This is a genomic window from Flectobacillus roseus (assembly GCF_030056595.1).
Lineage (GTDB): Bacteria > Bacteroidota > Bacteroidia > Cytophagales > Spirosomataceae > Flectobacillus > Flectobacillus roseus.
This window is the reverse complement of record NZ_JASHIF010000022.1, coordinates 101989-118569: the sequence shown is the minus strand read 5'-3', so window position 1 is coordinate 118569 and position 16581 is coordinate 101989. Positions and strand designations below refer to the sequence as shown.

The following is a 16581-nucleotide window of genomic DNA, read 5'->3' as shown; positions in this document are numbered from 1 at the left end:
ATACTGTTTAAAAAAGAAGTTCAAGACGAGGTCTTGAACTAGTAATAAGTAAGTTATCGACTGAGCTAAGGTAAAAACTGAAGGGAGTTTATCTGCAAATCATGAGATTTACCTACAGGGAATTTTACAAAAATATCATGATGTCCAGCTATCGACTTAAGGCTTTTACGCACACTATTTTTACTGGCTGAATATGGGATTTTTGCCACTAATTTACCAGTTTTCAAATCATCTACCCAAAGCTCTACGACACCATCTGTTTTTGCATTGTATTGGATTTCAATTCCTTTAGCATTCTTTTTTTGGATGCCCAAATCCACGCCTGAAATCATTAGCCAACCACCGTTCTCAGAGGTATTAGTCACAGATTTTGGGTTGATTTTTTCGACTCCATAGAAATTACTCATCCCTACAGTAGGCAATTTTGAAAAACCATCTTTACAAATAAACCAATCAAAATCAGCACTTTGGTGTTCAGTAAATAATCCTATACTTGTTCCAACCCACGAGTTGTAATTAGGTTGTACTTTATCCAAATTCTGTACCTGAATGGCATTCCCCACGGCTGTCCAATTATTTCCATCACCACTGGCATACGCCTTTAATTCATGAAGGTTTCTTTCGATTTTTAGCCAAACTACCTCGCCAAAGGTATTAGGAATACTCTGTGTATTGTTTTCAAAACTAAAGAAAATCTTCTTGCCGTTCTCATATCCACTGTATAATCTAACCACAACAGTTTGTGCACCATTGCTTAAATATAATCCTGCTTTTTCATTTTCGTTTTGTGATTTAAAATCGAGTTTTGTGACCGCCGAGTAATAATGATCTGTTTCTTTTTGCACAATACTTGTACGCAAGGAATCAGGCGAAAGTCTCAACCAGCCTTTTCGAGCAGTTAAATTGTATAAATCTGCATGCTTCTTTTTCAAAAAATGCCAATTCAGAGAAAGCTCCTTTGACTCAAAATCATCCGAAGCCACACTACGCCATGCAATACCCGATTTTGGTAAATTAGGCTTAACTACAGGCTGGGTAGTTGGTGCCATACCCCACGGACGGTCACCTTCCCAAATAACAGGATAAAGTGCTGTTTGGCGACCTGTACCCGACCAATCATCTTGTCCATATTTTTCATAGCTTTGCCCAATAGTCCACCAAGTCCCATCGGCCAGTTGTACAGGTGCGGCAATATGGTTAGGTCTTCTAAAACCAACTTTCTCATCAGTAATAGGCTTAAAAAATTCACCAAGGCGCTCCCACTGCGTCGAATCACTAGTTAGTGACTTCCCCCTAAGTACATATTGTCCTCCCGAAACATCTCCTGCTGGGAAATAATAGTAATAGCCATTGCGCTTACACATTACTGGTCCTTCTGCCCAACTATATTGCAATTTGGCATTAACCCAATCAAGGTCAATTACAGAAGAGGTTAGTTGTCCATCTTTTCCTAGCTCCTGTAAACGGTTTGTTTTTTGCCCGTTCTTAATAACCATATATGGCTTTCCATCATCGTCTACAAAAATAGAGTTATCATAACCCAATGGACCAGTTTTTGGATTTGACTTTACTTGAACTGGCTCTGACCAAGGACCCAAGGGAGAATCTGCCTTGCTAAACCATTGTCCATTGGCTGAAAAATAAATCCAGTAAGAACCATAGAAATAAGTAATAGCCCCTTGCCAAGTACCTGCCGAAGGGCGGTCGGTTACCCAGTATGCTTTTTGTGGTGGCAACACCCTGCTAATAACACGCCAATGTACCAAGTCTTTAGAGTGATAAATAGGCATATACGGCGTAAAATGAAAGCTTGAACCGCAGTGATAAAAGTCATCCCCTACTTTCAATAGTGTTGGATCGGGGTGATCCCCAGGCAATACGGGGTTGACATAGGTTTTTACTTCGTGATAAAAGGAATTGTCATTTTGTGAAAAAGTAGGTGTAATTCCACCAAGAATTAATCCAATGAGTAATGTAACGAAGCTTAATTTTTTCATTTGTTATTTTATTAAAAACGTTTTAACAAGCGAGCATCATCTACATCCTTTACAATTGACAAAGCTTGACTATACCCTTACAAGGAGGCATGTTCAATGACATCATCTCTATTTATTTTCATAGTTATAGGCATGTAATTTTCAGTTAAAAGGTCTTCGCTTGAGGTTGTAAAATAAGTTGATGACTAAAAATTAGATTAGCACATTTTACTCGTTTTGTGTACTTAATGTTTAACACTATAAAAAAATAACCCAATTCTACCAAATGACACAAAAAGGTCAGAGTTTGGCAAGCATCACAATATGCGACTTACAAGATAAAATGTAGCAAGTAATGTTACCATCAAAGCCACATACAACTGGCTATCTATTATAATTTTTTTTCAGCACTGATATTCAATATTTAGAAATGTTCATCTATTAGAGTAGAGTTGTACTTGTTTGTTTAAAAGACTAGAAGACTTAGTAATACTATAAAGGAAACTATTTCTGAAGTTGATATCTAATATTCACAAGCTATTAACTACTAAGCTCAGCTATTAGAAAAGTACAAACTCAACTCCAACAATCTATTGCTCTTCATTTAGACTTCTCACCTTCCTGAAACCTTAGAATAATAATGGCTACATTCGTATCATACTATAATACTCAAAAATTCATTTTGCATAATTCCTAGAATATAAAATCATATGAAAAACAAATTTGTGTAGTTTTTACGAATAAAAATCTTTTATATTTGTCTATTAAAACTATAGACTAAATATTAACATGATTCATTTCATCAAAACACGAAAAACACAACTCAACAAACTACTATCGAAAATATTAGGAGCAGGTAAGCAATTTCCATCATTCCATTTTACCAAAGAAAATGGAGATTGGAGTATTGATTTTCCTGAAGACAAACATCAATTTAGTCTCGAAGAAATTGCTCAAGGCAAGCCAATCTTGATTACTTATTATGTGCCAGAGTGGAAGGAATATGCCGAACAACAACTTTGGCTATTACAAAAATCTGTTAGACGATTATCAGAGCTAGGTGTTCAAATACTTACGATTACCAACTTGAGTATTCCTAAAATAAAAGAACTAAAAAGCAGTGAAAAGATTAACTTTTCTATCTATCATGATGTTAATCAAGAGATTGCAAAAGCTATTGGATTGTTGTCAGAACAATCGCCGTGTACACAATTCTATGCAGGAATTTCAGAAAATCTTCCTTTGCCAGCGAGTTTCTTAGTACTTGCAAACGGTCTAATCATCCATCATTTTATCGATACAGAATTACAATCTTACTTGTCATATAAAGAAATCGAGGTTTTTGTGAACAATTACAAGAATTCTAAAAATTTTTCATAATTATTAGTCTATAAAGTATATAGATTTAATATTAATTATTATTTTTGCAGAACCAAACAGATTTTTCAATCGACTCCGACATGGAGTTAGTTGTTTGAACTAATGGTAGTCTATTTAATCAATCTAATGCAGCTAAGGGTGAAAGCGCTGCTTTCACTCTTTCTTTAAAGCTCATAAATGTTTAAATGACTCTCGACATATAAATTGAATTCTTTGGAGTTTATTATTCTAACACTTAACCCCAAAAACAATCGTGCAAAAAATTCTTTCAAATCGCGCCATATGGTATATCGCTCCAGCAGCACTACTATTCAGTAGTTTTATTGTATTGATATATAGTGGAAATGTCCATTTTTCATGGTCTGCCATTCAAGATGGTTTTAACAGTGATTTCGGATTCTATGTACTTGTGGGATTGGGAGCACAACTAGTAGATGGAACTCTAGGGATGGCATATGGCGTAACTTCTACTTCATTTCTATTGAGTTTGGGAGTGCCACCTGCCGTAAGTAGTACAAGCGTACACGTGGCCGAAATGTTTACAACAGGTGCTTCTGCTATATCGCATTTTAAGTTTGGAAATATCAACAAAAAGTTATTTCGCAACTTATTAATTCCTGGCGTATTAGGCTCTGTTACAGGCGCTTATTTACTTGCTGATTTTATTGATGGAAATGTTATAAAACCCTACATTTCTATTTACATGATTATTTTAGGGATTATTATTATTAGAAAAGCGCTTCAAAAAAATATTGTTAAACAACGTACCAAGCGTTTGGGATTGTTGGCTGTCTTCGGGGGCTTTATGGATTCTATTGGTGGTGGTGGTTGGGGACCAATCGTAACTTCATCGCTCTTGGGTAGAGGTCGCGACCCACGCTATACGATTGGTTCAGTAAACGCAGCCGAGTTTGCCGTATCATTTGCTAGTGGCATCACTTTCTTGCTTTTTGAAGGCGTAAATTCTTGGCAGGTAGTATTGGGTTTGATTGTCGGTGGTACAATTGCCTCTCCACTAGGAGCAATTTTTGTCAACAAAGTAAAACGTAAACCTATGATGATTTTGGTTGGAACGCTAGTTATCATTATTAGCTTAAGAACGATTATTAAAAGCTTTCATCTAATTTAATTTTACTCGGTGTAGGCTTAGGAGTAGTTCACTAGAATACTCCTTTTATTTTACCATAAAAGTATATAAAAATCATATACTAAATAGACTTATAAAATCTAAATTATCTATGTATTCTAAACCAAATTTATCACATTCAAATGCTTGTCTATCAATCCATTTGAATCTAGTAGAAAGACAGTATTTATTCTGTTGAAGCATAAAAAAAGACCAAGAGGTAACAACCTCATTGGTCTCGTTCAACTAAAGTAATATCTATCGTTAGATTTTGACAGCGAGCTTGGAACCGAGCTGTCGAGATATTTTCAATTAAACAATTAAAATTAATGAAAAAACTTTTATTTGTCATTATCGCCGTAATGGCGGTCAGCATTTCAAATATCGCCACAGCACAAAACAAACCTATTATCAATGCTACAGTATCTGGTAAAATCGTAGATTCAAAAACGAATGAACCACTTATTGGTGCAGCTGTTCAAATTAAAGGAACTACCAACGGTTCGACAACCGATGTGAACGGTGATTTCTCATTGATTACGGGTCAAAAACTTCCGTTTTCAGTGATTATTTCCTTTGTAGGTTACTTGAAAAAAGAAGTAGTTATTACAGCAGATAAAGCTGAAATCAAATTAGATGAAGATGTAAGTCAATTGGCTGATGTTGTAGTATCGTCTCGTCGTCGCCAAGAGGCTGTTCAAGATATTCCAATTCCTATTGCAGTAATTCGTGGAGCAGCGGCCGAGGATGCAGGTGCATTCAACGTAAACCGTTTGAAGGAATTAGTACCAACAGTACAGTTATATGCTTCAAATGCTCGTAACACAACATTAAATATCAGAGGGTTAGGCTCAACATTTGGTCTAACGAACGATGGTATCGACCCAGGTGTTGGTTTTTATGTAGACGGGGTATATTATGCACGTCCAGCAGCTACAGCATTAGACTTCGTTGATATTGAGCGTGTTGAAGTTTTACGTGGACCACAAGGAACCTTGTTTGGTAAAAACACTACCGCAGGTGCATTCAATATTACTACTCGTGAAGCTAGCTTTACGCCAAGTGCAAGTTTTGAATTGAGCTATGGTAACTATGGCTACATTCAAGCTAAAGGGTCTATTTCTGGACCAATCAACAAGCAATTGGCAGCAAGACTATCTTTTTCAGGTACACAAAGAGACGGTCTTCTTTACAATACAAAGACACAACAAAACATGAACGATATTAACAACTTAGGTACTAGAGGCCAGTTGTTATATACGCCTTCAGAAAAAGTAAAAATCACTTTGATTGGTGACTATACAGCTCAAAAACCTAACGGCTATGGCTGGCCTGTAGCGGGTGTTGTTACAACCAAACGCGCAGCCTATCGTCAATTCAACGCAATTATAGCTGATTTGAACTATAAATTACCTTATTCGAGTGCCTTTGAAAGAGTAGTAGATTTAGATACGCCTTCAAAAGCAGACAACAGTTTGGGTGGTGTATCTGCCAATGCAGATATTAAAATTGGTAACGGTACTTTGACTTCGACGACAGCTTGGCGTTTTTGGAAATGGACTCCATTGAATGACCGTGATTATACAGGTTTGCCAATTTTCACCATTTCATCAGGTAATTCAGTACACGACCAATGGTCACAAGAATTACGTTATTCAGGAAAAGTTGCTGATAATTTGAGCGGTGTAATTGGTGTATTTGGTTTGTGGCAAGATTTGAAATCAGATCCTGTACAAACTGAGGAAGCTGGTTCAGCACAATGGCGTTTTGCTCAAAGCTCAACAAGTGCGCTTTGGAAAACACCAGGTTTGTTTGATAACTTCGGTATCCGTACAACTAACCGTATCCAAAGCACAAGTTTAGCGGCATTTGCTCAAGTAGACTGGGCTGTAAACGATAAAATTCACGTATTACCAGGTTTGCGTTATAACTATGACAAAAAAGTAGCCAACTACAAAAGAGAAACTTATGGTGGTTTGCAAACGACAGATGCAGCATTGTTAGCCTTGAAAAATGCAGTATATACCAACCAAGCATTTGATACAGAGGTAAGTGAAAGTAATGTATCAGGTCAGTTGACTTTGCAATATAAGGCTTCGAAAAATGTAAATGCCTATGGTACTTATGCCATCAGTTACAAACCAGTAGGTATCAATATCGGAGGCTTACCAACTGCAAATGGTCAAGTATTAATCGATTTAGCAAAAGTAAAACCAGAAGGTGTAACTCACTATGAATTAGGTGTTAAAACACGTCCTACAGCCAATTCATTCTTGAACATTGTTGTGTTTAATGACGATATTAAGGATTACCAAACTCAAGTACAAACACCAGAACCAGGTGTAAACAGAGGTTATTTGGCAAATGCGGAGAAAGTTCAAGTGAGAGGTGTTGAAGTGGAAGGAAACGTGAGATTAACACACTTTACCTTCAATGGGTCGATTGCTTACACAGATGGTAAATATGTATCATTCACAAATGCTCCAGTACCTTTGGAAGAAGTAGGCGGTGCTCAGGCATTTAAAGATGTTTCGGGAGGAGATCTTCCAGGTATTTCAAAATGGACAGGTTCATTTGGTGCTGAGGCTACAACTAAAGGTGTATTCTTTGGATTGAAAGGTAACTATTTCGTAGCGGCTGACGTTTATTTCCGTTCGAAATTCTCTTCAAGTCCATCACCTTCTCAGTATTTGAACATTGAAGGGTATTCATTATTGAATGGTCGTTTAGGTTTCAGAGCATCAAACGGTATCTCTATCTATGTTTGGGGAAGAAACCTTGCTAACACCGACTATTACGAGCAATTACTAGCAGCACCAGGTAGTGCAGGGCAATACGCAGGTATCCTTGGCGACCCTCGCACGTATGGCGTAACATTGAGATACTCGTTCTAGGTATTTAGTGAGTTAGTGAATGGTGAGTTAGTGAATTTTGAATTATTAACTAATGAAGACGCAAAGTATTGCGTTTCTACTGATAAGGAAAAAATCATCACTCACCATTCACCAATTCACAACTCACTAAATCACAACTCACTAATTCACTCAATACTAAAGCACGTCCAGCAGTCTTCTTGGGTTTTTAAGGAGAATTGAAAATGATGATTCATTAATATTTCACGACATAACATGAGTCCAATTCCTTGTCCATCAGGTTTATTACTAAAGAATGGCGTGAATAATAAATGGGCTTGTTCGGGCAGAATGGGTTTTCCATTATTTTTTATTCGTATTCCCTTTTCTGACAAAGTCACAATAATCTGATTTCCAGTATCACAAGCTTCAATCGCATTTTTTAATACATTCACCAGTACTTGCTCAATTTGCCCACGGTCAATCATCATCCATTTTTCTTTTTCTGGCGCTTTCCAAATCAACTCTATTCCTTTTTCGCTAGCACGACTTCTCCAGAGTTCCACCATATTTTCTAAGACTTCATTCAACGATTGTCTTTCGAGATGGGGCTGTGGCAAACGAACAACATCAGCAAACCTTCGCATAAACACACACAGTCGCTCGTTGCGGTCATACGCTACTTCTAAAGCATGTAGCAAATGAGGTTCCTCAACCATTTGTTGCGCCACATTCAAAATCGAGTTTACTGCTCCTATCGAATTATTTACCTCATGTGCCATCATTCTGATTACCTTGCCATAAGCCTTCTTTTCTGTAGCCAAAATTTCTGAAGTAAGTTCTTCAATCATCAAAAATGGTCTTGAAAATCCTTTATCCATAAAAAATGAACGCTGAATTTTGAACGTCGACAAGCCATTAATCTGAACAGTTTTTGATTCACCATCTTGCAATTCTTGTAAGGCATTCACAATTGGGTGACCAAGTACCGAAAGAGATTGATGAATAAATTGACCTTCTGAAATACCAAATAAATCTTGAGCTTTAGGATTGATTTTCAATAAATTTCCATCAAAATCCAACACCAATATGGCAATTGGTGACGCTTGAATAAGTTTTTCTAGGAAAAAATGCTGTTCTGTCAACTGTAGTCGCTCGGTACGAAGCTGTTCTATCATTTGATTATAAACCTCTATCAGCTGGTCAAGCTCAGTTGTTCCAACTGGACGAAGTTTAATAGAAAAATCTTGGTCACGCATAGCTTCGGCTCCCATCAAAAGTAGTTTAAACGGGCGGTCGATAGCTTGGTAAAGTACTACAGAAATTATCAATGAAAGTAACACAAGCACTTCCGAAATGATAAAGTACAATTTGTTGGCAGATAAAACCTTAAAGGCTAACAACATGATAATGGCATGAAGAAAGCCCAAGTAAAGCAAATATCTTACTCGTAACGAAATACGCATCAGCTAAAGAAGTTGAAAAGGCTGTAATAGATTTTTTAAATTACTCTTCCGAATAAGGAATACCAAATTTTTCTAACCTACGATACAATGCAAACCGTGTAATACCCAACGACCGAGCTACTCGACTTATATTATTTTGATGGAAAGACATCGCTTTTCGTATCATCAAAAGCTCCATTTCTTCTAGTGTCAGTGTTCCTACTTCGGGAAACGCATTTTTGGGTGCAGAGTTAACCTGTGTGATGTTTTTCTGAAAATCGCTTATTTCCAACTGGTCATTTGGACTTAACAAAATCGTTTTTTCAACCAGATTTTTCAACTGACGAATATTCCCTGGCAACACCAATGTTTGTAACCATTGTAGGGCTTTTGATGAAATCTTAAGTTGCGGTCTTTCGTAAATAACTTTCAGGTTATCAGCAAAATACATAGCCAAAGAAGCAATATCAGTAGGACGTTCTCGCAAAGCAGGGAGCTTAACAGAGATAAGATTGATACGATAAAATAAGTCTTCTCTGAAAGTACCTTGAGCTACCATTTCTTCCAAATTGCGATTGGTTGCACAAATCACACGCACATCTACGGTTTTGGATTTGCTACTTCCCAAAGGTTCGAAGGTTCTATCTTGTAATACCCGCAGCAATTTTACCTGACTTGATAAATCTAAATCTCCAATTTCATCTAAAAATAAAGTACCACGATTAGCTAGTTCAAAACGTCCAATTCTATCTGATTTGGCATCGGTAAATGCGCCACGAACATGACCAAATAATTCGCTTTCGAATAAAGTAGCAGATATTCCTCCCAAATTTACTTTGACAAATGGACGAATCCGTCGTTTGCTATTTTGGTGAATCGCTTCAGCGATAAGTTCTTTACCTGTACCACTTTCGCCAGTTATCAGTACAGGAGCGTCAGTTGGTGCTACCCTTCCGATGGTTTCAAGTATAGATAAAAGTTGGGGATCATCACCAACTATATGTTCAAAATCAAATTTTTGGTCTAACTTTTTTCGGGTAGAAATACTTTCCGTTTTTTCCTCTAAATCCCAAATCGTTCTGACAGATTGGAGTAAATGGTCATTTTTCCAAGGTTTGGTCAAGAAGTCTTTTGCTCCTAATTTCATGCCCTCTACAGCCAAATCGATTGTCCCCCAGCCAGTGAGCAAAATAATCAAAACCTCAGGAAATTCGGCACGAAGCATTTTTAAGGCCTTCATTCCTTCCTCGCCAGAAGTTTCGATAGAAAAGTTAAGATCAAGAATAACTAAAACAGGTTTAAAAGTAGGAATCAACTCCCTAGCCACAGCAGGAGAATCACAGGTTTTTACCTGAAATCCCGCCTGTTGTAGAAGGAGTTGTAAAGAGGTTTGAACAGCAAAGTCGTCGTCGATGATGAGTATTTTGTTCATTGAAAAGGTAAAAAATTAGTATTTAAGTTGTCAGGCATTAGGCAAATAGTTGTAATATATTTTGCTTAATGCCCACAGCTGATAGCCTATTGCTGTTACGATTCGTGTAATACAATGGCTGGTTGGATTTTGGCAGCCTGTCGACTTGGATAAAAAGCACAAATCGTGACTAATCCGTATATAATTAAAATCGCCAAAACAATCGCCACCCAATATACTCCTGAAGCCAAATCAAATACTTTCAAAATTGGGAATTGTACCGCAAAAAGTAATCCTATAAGTACAGCAAAGGTAGCAATAACCCACATCTCAGCAACAAACTGCTTTTGAATATCTGCTTCGGTAGCGCCCATAGCACGGCGCACACCGATTTCTTCACGACGTTTGGCAATATTTACTTTTAATATTCCAAAAAGTCCCATGGCAACATTGAGCAGCAAAAAGCCTGCAATAATGGCAAAGACTATCATTGGTACCAAGGCAAGATTATGTTGGTTTTGTCGCTGGTCTGTTAAATAACTCACTTCCACAGTCCAACCTACCAACATACTTCCGAGGTCTTTTACCAATTTTGCCTCAAAATTGGCATCGGTTCCTGATTTGAGTTTTAAAACAATTTTTCCTTCTTCAGAGCGTGGCCACATCAATTGGAAGAAAGCAGGCTCATTTTTGGTAAACTCGCCTTTTGCTTTAAAATTATCGATTACACCAACCACAACTTTATTATCATCTAGCGTTTTCCCGATGGGATTTTCAGTACCAAAAAGAGCATCAGCAGTCTTTTGATTAATCACCACAGGCTTATTTTTTGCCACAGAATCAGAGGATTGATACCAGCGCCCAGATTTCATTTTTATGTCAAAAACGTCTTCAAAATTTTCATCTGTATAATAAATATCTGACAACGTACTAGTCTTTTTACGACTAATAGAACTATTCATTTGACTAAAAGAAAAAGGCGAATTAGAAGACATTTGACTTACTTTTTCTACCTCAGGATAAGCTTTTATTCTTTGTAAAACTTGAGAAAGTTTTTCCGCAGTCTGTACTGTATCTTGGTTACGAGACAAATCTATTGCCCACACTTGCTCATATTCAAAACCTAAGGATTCTCTATAATTATCAAGGTTAAAGGTTACCAAAGACATTACTCCGAATAGCACCATAAAAGATGCCCATATTTCTATGATCAAAAGGAGATGACTTCCTTTTCGATTCCATATTAGTTTAATTAAATGCTGTATCATAATGATTGGGTTTTGAGGATGATTTCGTTTTTATTAAAAATCTATTGTCTTTTAAGTGCATCTATGACTTTCATTTTGGCCATTCTAAAAGCTGGTGCAACACCAGAAAGTAAACCAAACACCAAACACACTAAGAGACTTACCCCAAAAACTGGCAAATTGATAGTTAAATCAGAATACAGAATCAAATCACTTCTATTAAACAAATAAATTCCGACACTTGTAATAATCAAGGCAATAGCTCCGCCAATAAATGTGATAAAGATGTTTTCGACAATAAACTGAAACGCCAATGTACGAGTTGGTGCGCCAAAGGCCTTACGTACACCTATTTCGGATGCTCTTTCCAAAATTCTACTTACATTGAGATTGACCAAGTTGATAGCAGGTAATCCCATGAGCATCAACAATACCAAACCTACTACTATATAAAATTTATTACCTATTTCTTGCTGAAAAACACCATACAACATTGTATCCGTATAAGTTTGAGCATGAGTATCAATAATGGTGTACTTAGTATTTCCTATATTTATAGGTATTGGTATTTTGGATACATTATTATCAAACTCTGATCTTATTTCTGGAAAATCAGATGCGCTATTTGCTTCAATAATTGCCACAAAAGTACCCTGTAGGCCTGTTCTTTGATAATTACTTTTCGGTAAATTGTATGGAAAAAACATATCCGAAAAGGTTAGAATACGAGTAACTGGACCAGCTTTTACTACACCAATAACTTTATATTTTTCATTATCTACCTCAACCATTTTTCCAATGACAGACTCAGATGAATTATCAAAAAATTGTTCTCTCATTGCATCAGTGATCACAACCACACGGTCGCCATTGGCAATATTAGTTTTATTGAAAGGTTTTCCTTCCAGAAATTCATAGCCCGTGATTTCCCAAAAATTGGTATCACAATATTTTGTACTAACCTTTATCCGCTTGCCATTGATGTAGGAATTGGCAGAGGTAATCATTGATGAAACACTTGTCCGTTTTGGAGTTTTGAGTGTTTCAACATACTTTTTGTAAAAATCATAAGAAATAGGACCTCCCATCTGAGAAGTTCGGGCGGAGTCCTGTAAGAACAAATTCATGATATACAATGATTTATCACGATTTTGCTCTGGATAATGACTTCCTACCAAATGGTCAAGAAATGAAGTAATCATCATCAACACCGTAAGGGTAATACTTATCCCAAACAAGGTAATGAAAGTATAGAAAGGATGCCTTAACAACACTTTCCATGCAATTTTGATATAGTTGAGTAACATATTTTTTGTTTTTTAAAAAGTATAACTTGATTTTAGTCTAAAGAATATTGGAGTACAAACTGCTATGTTTTTAAATAGAAAATCTAACCCCAACTATTGAATAAAGGATGGGATTGTGGTAAAAAAAAGCATATCAATACTTAATTAAAGTATTGATTATTAAAATTTTACACTCACAATTCAGCACTCAAAACTCAACACTCTTAATAGACTTGTGTTCCATCAAACAGGCGAATCAGGCGATGGGTTTTCTTTGCCATACTTTCGTCGTGCGTTACCATCACAATGGTGCAACCTTCTGCATTGAGTTGGAGTAGGATATTCAAAATTTCGTTACCCATCGCGCTATCCAAATTACCCGTAGGCTCATCCGCCAAGATAATATCAGGTTTTCCCACGATAGCACGTGCAATAGCCACACGCTGTTTTTGTCCACCCGAAAGTTGATTCGGGAAGTGCTTCATACGATTGCTCAAGCCTACTTTTTCGAGTGCTTCTCGAGCGGACTCTCTTCTGAATTGGGCAGAAGAATTACGGTATAAAAGCGGAATTTCTACATTATCAAGCACAGACAAATCATTAATCAAATGAAAACTTTGGAAAATAAAACCAATTTTTTGATTGCGAAGGCTAGCCAAAGCTTTGTCAGTGTATTGCTCAACATGTTTTTGATCTATCAAAATATCACCTTTTGTAGGTTCATCCAATAAACCCATGATATTGAGCAATGTACTTTTACCACAACCCGACGGACCCATAATGGAGACAAATTCTCCCTTTTTAATATCAATGTTGATGTTATTTAAGGCTAATGTTTCGATGGTACTCGTCTGGTACACTTTCTCGATATTGTTTAAAGTAATCATAGAGGAATTGTTGTTTAATGTCCTAAGAGTAAATAGGCTTAGGTCGGTTATTTGACTAATAATTTTTGATTGAGTTCAAAGTCGTATAATGTGTAAAGTCTTAGCTTGAAATAGGCTTGCCAATAGTCTCTCAAAGCCTGAATATAGTCACGTTTGGCACGGTCTTTTTCTTGTAAAGCAATCCCTAAATCTGTAATGCTTAAGTCACTAAGGATAAATCGATCTTGTGCAATCTGGTAACGATTTGTAGCAATATCATCGGTTTCCTTGGTCAGAGTTACTTGCTTTTGGAGCATTTCGAACAAAGTTACTTGGGTATAAATTTCTTGTTGAAATGTAAGTTTGTCTTGTTCTACACTTTGCTGAGCATATTGCAAGTTAGCTTTTGCCGTTTCTACTCTTGCCTTAGAGCGTCCCCAGTCCATTATAGGGAGGGTAAACTGAATTTCTACAAACTGTCTATCCTGTGGTTTTTTGTAAACATCCAAAGGCGTATCTCCCCTATTGGATAAGCCTAAGGCTAAATTTAAATTGGCGTTCAAACCATTTTCCTTTTTAGCTTTTTCCATATCTCGTTCCGCTTCTAGCATTCTTCTTCTAAAAGCAATAGCATCCGAACGATTTCCCAAAGCTTCTGACAAAGCCTTCTTTTCATCTACCTCAAACAAACGAATCTGAGCAGGAATCAACAAATCAAACGCTGCTTCGTCGCGATAGCCAATAAATGTTTTGAGTTTCAGCCGAGCTACCTCTGCTTGTTGTTTGGCTGAAGCCAAATCCTTCTGTGCATTCAGTACGGATAGTCGAATTTGTAATAAATCGTTTTCAGATATTTTTCCTAAACTCAACCTTTGTTCGGCAATCTTCATGAGCACCTCATTATTTTCAAGATTCTTGTGAGCAATTTGCAAATTTACCTGCGCCAATAACAAGTCAAAATAATACTCTGAGGTCGCCAAGGAGATTTTCTCCATATTTTCAATTAACTGTTGTTCACTTTCAGCGTATTTAAGTGGTTCTATTAGTTTGTCCCATTTCATCAAATTAAATCGAAAAAGGGGTTGGTTCAAACCAAAAGCCAGAGGAACACCATTGTAAAGTGTCAATTTATTTTGAAAATCATCGAATCGTTGTAATTGATTCTGAACATAAATCACACCGCCCGTTTTGGCAATACTCTGGCTCAAGGACAAAGTCAACGTTGAGTTATTGTTAGAAACAGACTGAAAAGCAATCGCTCCATCGGGTTGTTGAACTTGAATAAACGAACGTGTAAAACTAGGTAATGTGCCTCCTAGACTTAACTGTGGCTTATAATCTGCCAAAAATGTTTTGTATTGCCAGTAATTCGTGGCTTTTTGCGTATGAGCTTGGGTCGCAGAAATGGATTTTTCTCTTGCTAATAAAATCGCACCATCCAAACTCAAGGCTGGTTGTTGAGCCCAACTATGCCAACTAATCAGCCATAAAAAAAGTATCTTTCTCATGGTTCAATCTGAATTTGGTCTAGGTGTTTGTATTGACTCATATCGGTAATAATCACTTTTTCGCCAGGCTTTAGTCCTTGTTTGATTTCCACAAAATCGAAATTACTTAAACCTGTTTCGATTTCTCTACGTCTGGCTGTTTTACCATTTTCTAAAACGAAAACAGGTAATTTTCTTTTTCCGTTAAAAGCAGGACCATTTGCAATTCTGATTACATGAGATACCTTTTGAGTAATAACATATACTTCCACTTTCATATTGGGTCTTAGCAAAGCACTTCGATTGTCATCTAGGCTGATCGCAAATTGTATCACGCCATTCGAAACAGCTGGTTTGATTTGCACAACCATTCCTCTCAAAGCTTGATCGTTGATTCTCACGATTACTGGTAAGCCTATTTTGAGTTGTTCAGCATAGACATCCGAGCATGAACCTTCCACTCTAAAACTTCCCAAATCTGCAAGTTTTGCTAGCATTTCGCCCTCATTGACAACCGTACCAATTTTGTCATTTACCCAAGTCAATACACCCGCACGATCGGCAACAATATCTGCCATTTTAATTTTGTGCTTCAATTCTTGCAAGTTTTTTTCTTCGATAGAGGCTTGTAATGTGTAGTCTTTTAGATTGGCACCAACCGATTTTTTGTTATATCCCAACTCATTTTCCAATTGAGATTTTTCCAGTTCTGCAATTCTCAAGGCATTTTCGGCTTTTGTTACATCTTCTTGTGTGCGACCACCTACTTTCTGAAGTCGTTTGGTATCTTCAAGTTCTGCTTTCAGACGGTTAATATTGAGCTGTTTGACCTTATCGTTGATATCAGAATCGAAAATCTTTTTGTTCAAATCCATCTTCAATTTCTCAATACTATTTTGTTTGAGCGCCAACTGGTCTTTAAGTTTTTCTAGCTCTATCATCGTCAAGGATTTATCCAACTCCACAATGGGTTGCCCTTTCTGAATTTTGGCACCCACCGTAAAATATACCTGCTTCACACTAGCCTTGATAGGTGTAGTAATGATTTGCTCAAAGGCAGGAATCACTTCTCCTGTAGCGGTTAAGGTGTTCTCAACATCTCCCATTTCAGTAGTAGCAATCCGAATTTTATTGGCCTTAATAGATGATTGTAAAGTATTGTTTAAAAAGTACACCGCAATACCCAAACCACCTGCAAGGAGTGCCACGGTAGTCCAGCGTTTGTATTGCTTACGCTTGACTAGGTCTTTAGAGATTTCTTTGTCCATAATTGTAATGATTATTTGTATATAGTGATTTCAAACACAATGCCAAAGTATAAATACCTAAAAATCAACATATTAAGACAATACAGGAATGTAAAAACTGTGCGATTTCGAACACCTTGTGCGGATATGAACGTAGGTGAGTATATGTTCAGGACAAAAAAAGGAAAGCTGAGTATTCAGAACAGAAATTGACTATATTTACCAAAATGATTTACCTGATTTGGGTAGAAAAATCTG

The 16581-nt window shown here is 36.9% G+C and carries 11 protein-coding genes; 3 read left to right on the top strand and 8 right to left on the bottom strand.

Annotated elements, in window-relative coordinates:
* Positions 1 to 65 precede the first annotated feature (65 nt).
* The gene (locus tag QM524_RS21415) at positions 66 to 1997 is read right to left on the bottom strand and encodes a family 43 glycosylhydrolase (protein WP_283346151.1); all 1932 of its coding nucleotides are present in this window, start codon (positions 1995 to 1997) and stop codon (positions 66 to 68) included.
* Positions 1998 to 2765: 768 nt separating this feature from the next.
* On the opposite strand from QM524_RS21415, the gene QM524_RS21410 reads away from it, so the two are divergent.
* The 3 genes from QM524_RS21410 to QM524_RS21400 all read left to right on the top strand — a co-directional run bounded on the left by QM524_RS21410 (position 2766) and on the right by QM524_RS21400 (position 7376).
* On the top strand, positions 2766 to 3356 hold the full coding sequence (locus QM524_RS21410) for a redoxin domain-containing protein (protein ID WP_283346150.1): 591 nt from the start codon (positions 2766 to 2768) through the stop codon (positions 3354 to 3356).
* A 253-nt stretch (positions 3357 to 3609) separates the two neighbouring features.
* The gene (locus tag QM524_RS21405; RefSeq protein ID WP_283346149.1) at positions 3610 to 4485 is read left to right on the top strand and encodes a sulfite exporter TauE/SafE family protein; all 876 of its coding nucleotides are present in this window, start codon (positions 3610 to 3612) and stop codon (positions 4483 to 4485) included.
* Between the two features lie 326 nt (positions 4486 to 4811).
* Positions 4812 to 7376 carry a TonB-dependent receptor gene (locus tag QM524_RS21400; RefSeq protein WP_283346148.1) on the top strand — a complete coding sequence of 855 codons (2565 nt, stop codon included), beginning with the start codon at positions 4812 to 4814 and terminating at the stop codon, positions 7374 to 7376.
* Between the two features lie 146 nt (positions 7377 to 7522).
* Here the strand turns inward: QM524_RS21400 and QM524_RS21395 are convergent, their stop codons facing one another.
* The 7 genes from QM524_RS21395 to QM524_RS21365 all read right to left on the bottom strand — a co-directional run bounded on the left by QM524_RS21395 (position 7523) and on the right by QM524_RS21365 (position 16344).
* A complete protein-coding gene (locus QM524_RS21395) occupies positions 7523 to 8800 on the bottom strand; it encodes a sensor histidine kinase (RefSeq protein WP_283346147.1) in 1278 nt (425 codons plus the stop codon).
* 40 nt (positions 8801 to 8840) lie between these two features.
* Positions 8841 to 10211: a sigma-54-dependent transcriptional regulator gene (locus tag QM524_RS21390; protein ID WP_283346146.1), complete on the bottom strand. Its 1371-nt coding sequence runs from the start codon at positions 10209 to 10211 to the stop codon at positions 8841 to 8843.
* Between the two features lie 95 nt (positions 10212 to 10306).
* Entirely contained in the window at positions 10307 to 11458 is a 1152-nt protein-coding gene (locus QM524_RS21385) for an ABC transporter permease (RefSeq protein WP_283346145.1), read from the bottom strand.
* A gap of 41 nt (positions 11459 to 11499) precedes the next feature.
* The gene (locus QM524_RS21380) at positions 11500 to 12744 is read right to left on the bottom strand and encodes an ABC transporter permease (protein ID WP_283346144.1); all 1245 of its coding nucleotides are present in this window, start codon (positions 12742 to 12744) and stop codon (positions 11500 to 11502) included.
* 203 nt (positions 12745 to 12947) lie between these two features.
* Positions 12948 to 13610, bottom strand: a complete 663-nt coding sequence (locus QM524_RS21375) for an ABC transporter ATP-binding protein (protein WP_283346143.1) — start codon at positions 13608 to 13610, stop codon at positions 12948 to 12950.
* Positions 13611 to 13657: 47 nt separating this feature from the next.
* Positions 13658 to 15097, bottom strand: a complete 1440-nt coding sequence (locus QM524_RS21370) for a TolC family protein (RefSeq protein ID WP_283346142.1) — start codon at positions 15095 to 15097, stop codon at positions 13658 to 13660.
* Positions 15094 to 16344: an efflux RND transporter periplasmic adaptor subunit gene (locus tag QM524_RS21365; RefSeq protein WP_283346141.1), complete on the bottom strand. Its 1251-nt coding sequence runs from the start codon at positions 16342 to 16344 to the stop codon at positions 15094 to 15096. Before QM524_RS21365 ends, QM524_RS21370 begins: the two co-directional genes overlap by 4 nt.
* Positions 16345 to 16581 lie beyond the last annotated feature (237 nt).

Coding starts and splice junctions, on each gene's coding strand:
- QM524_RS21415 (WP_283346151.1), bottom strand. CDS start 1,997: ATGAAAAAATTAAGCTTCGTTACATTACTCATTGGATTAATTCTTGGT.
- QM524_RS21410 (WP_283346150.1), top strand. CDS start 2,766: ATGATTCATTTCATCAAAACACGAAAAACACAACTCAACAAACTACTA.
- QM524_RS21400 (WP_283346148.1), top strand. CDS start 4,812: ATGAAAAAACTTTTATTTGTCATTATCGCCGTAATGGCGGTCAGCATT.
- QM524_RS21395 (WP_283346147.1), bottom strand. CDS start 8,800: ATGCGTATTTCGTTACGAGTAAGATATTTGCTTTACTTGGGCTTTCTT.
- QM524_RS21390 (WP_283346146.1), bottom strand. CDS start 10,211: ATGAACAAAATACTCATCATCGACGACGACTTTGCTGTTCAAACCTCT.
- QM524_RS21385 (WP_283346145.1), bottom strand. CDS start 11,458: ATGATACAGCATTTAATTAAACTAATATGGAATCGAAAAGGAAGTCAT.
- QM524_RS21380 (WP_283346144.1), bottom strand. CDS start 12,744: ATGTTACTCAACTATATCAAAATTGCATGGAAAGTGTTGTTAAGGCAT.
- QM524_RS21375 (WP_283346143.1), bottom strand. CDS start 13,610: ATGATTACTTTAAACAATATCGAGAAAGTGTACCAGACGAGTACCATC.
- QM524_RS21370 (WP_283346142.1), bottom strand. CDS start 15,097: ATGAGAAAGATACTTTTTTTATGGCTGATTAGTTGGCATAGTTGGGCT.
- QM524_RS21365 (WP_283346141.1), bottom strand. CDS start 16,344: ATGGACAAAGAAATCTCTAAAGACCTAGTCAAGCGTAAGCAATACAAA.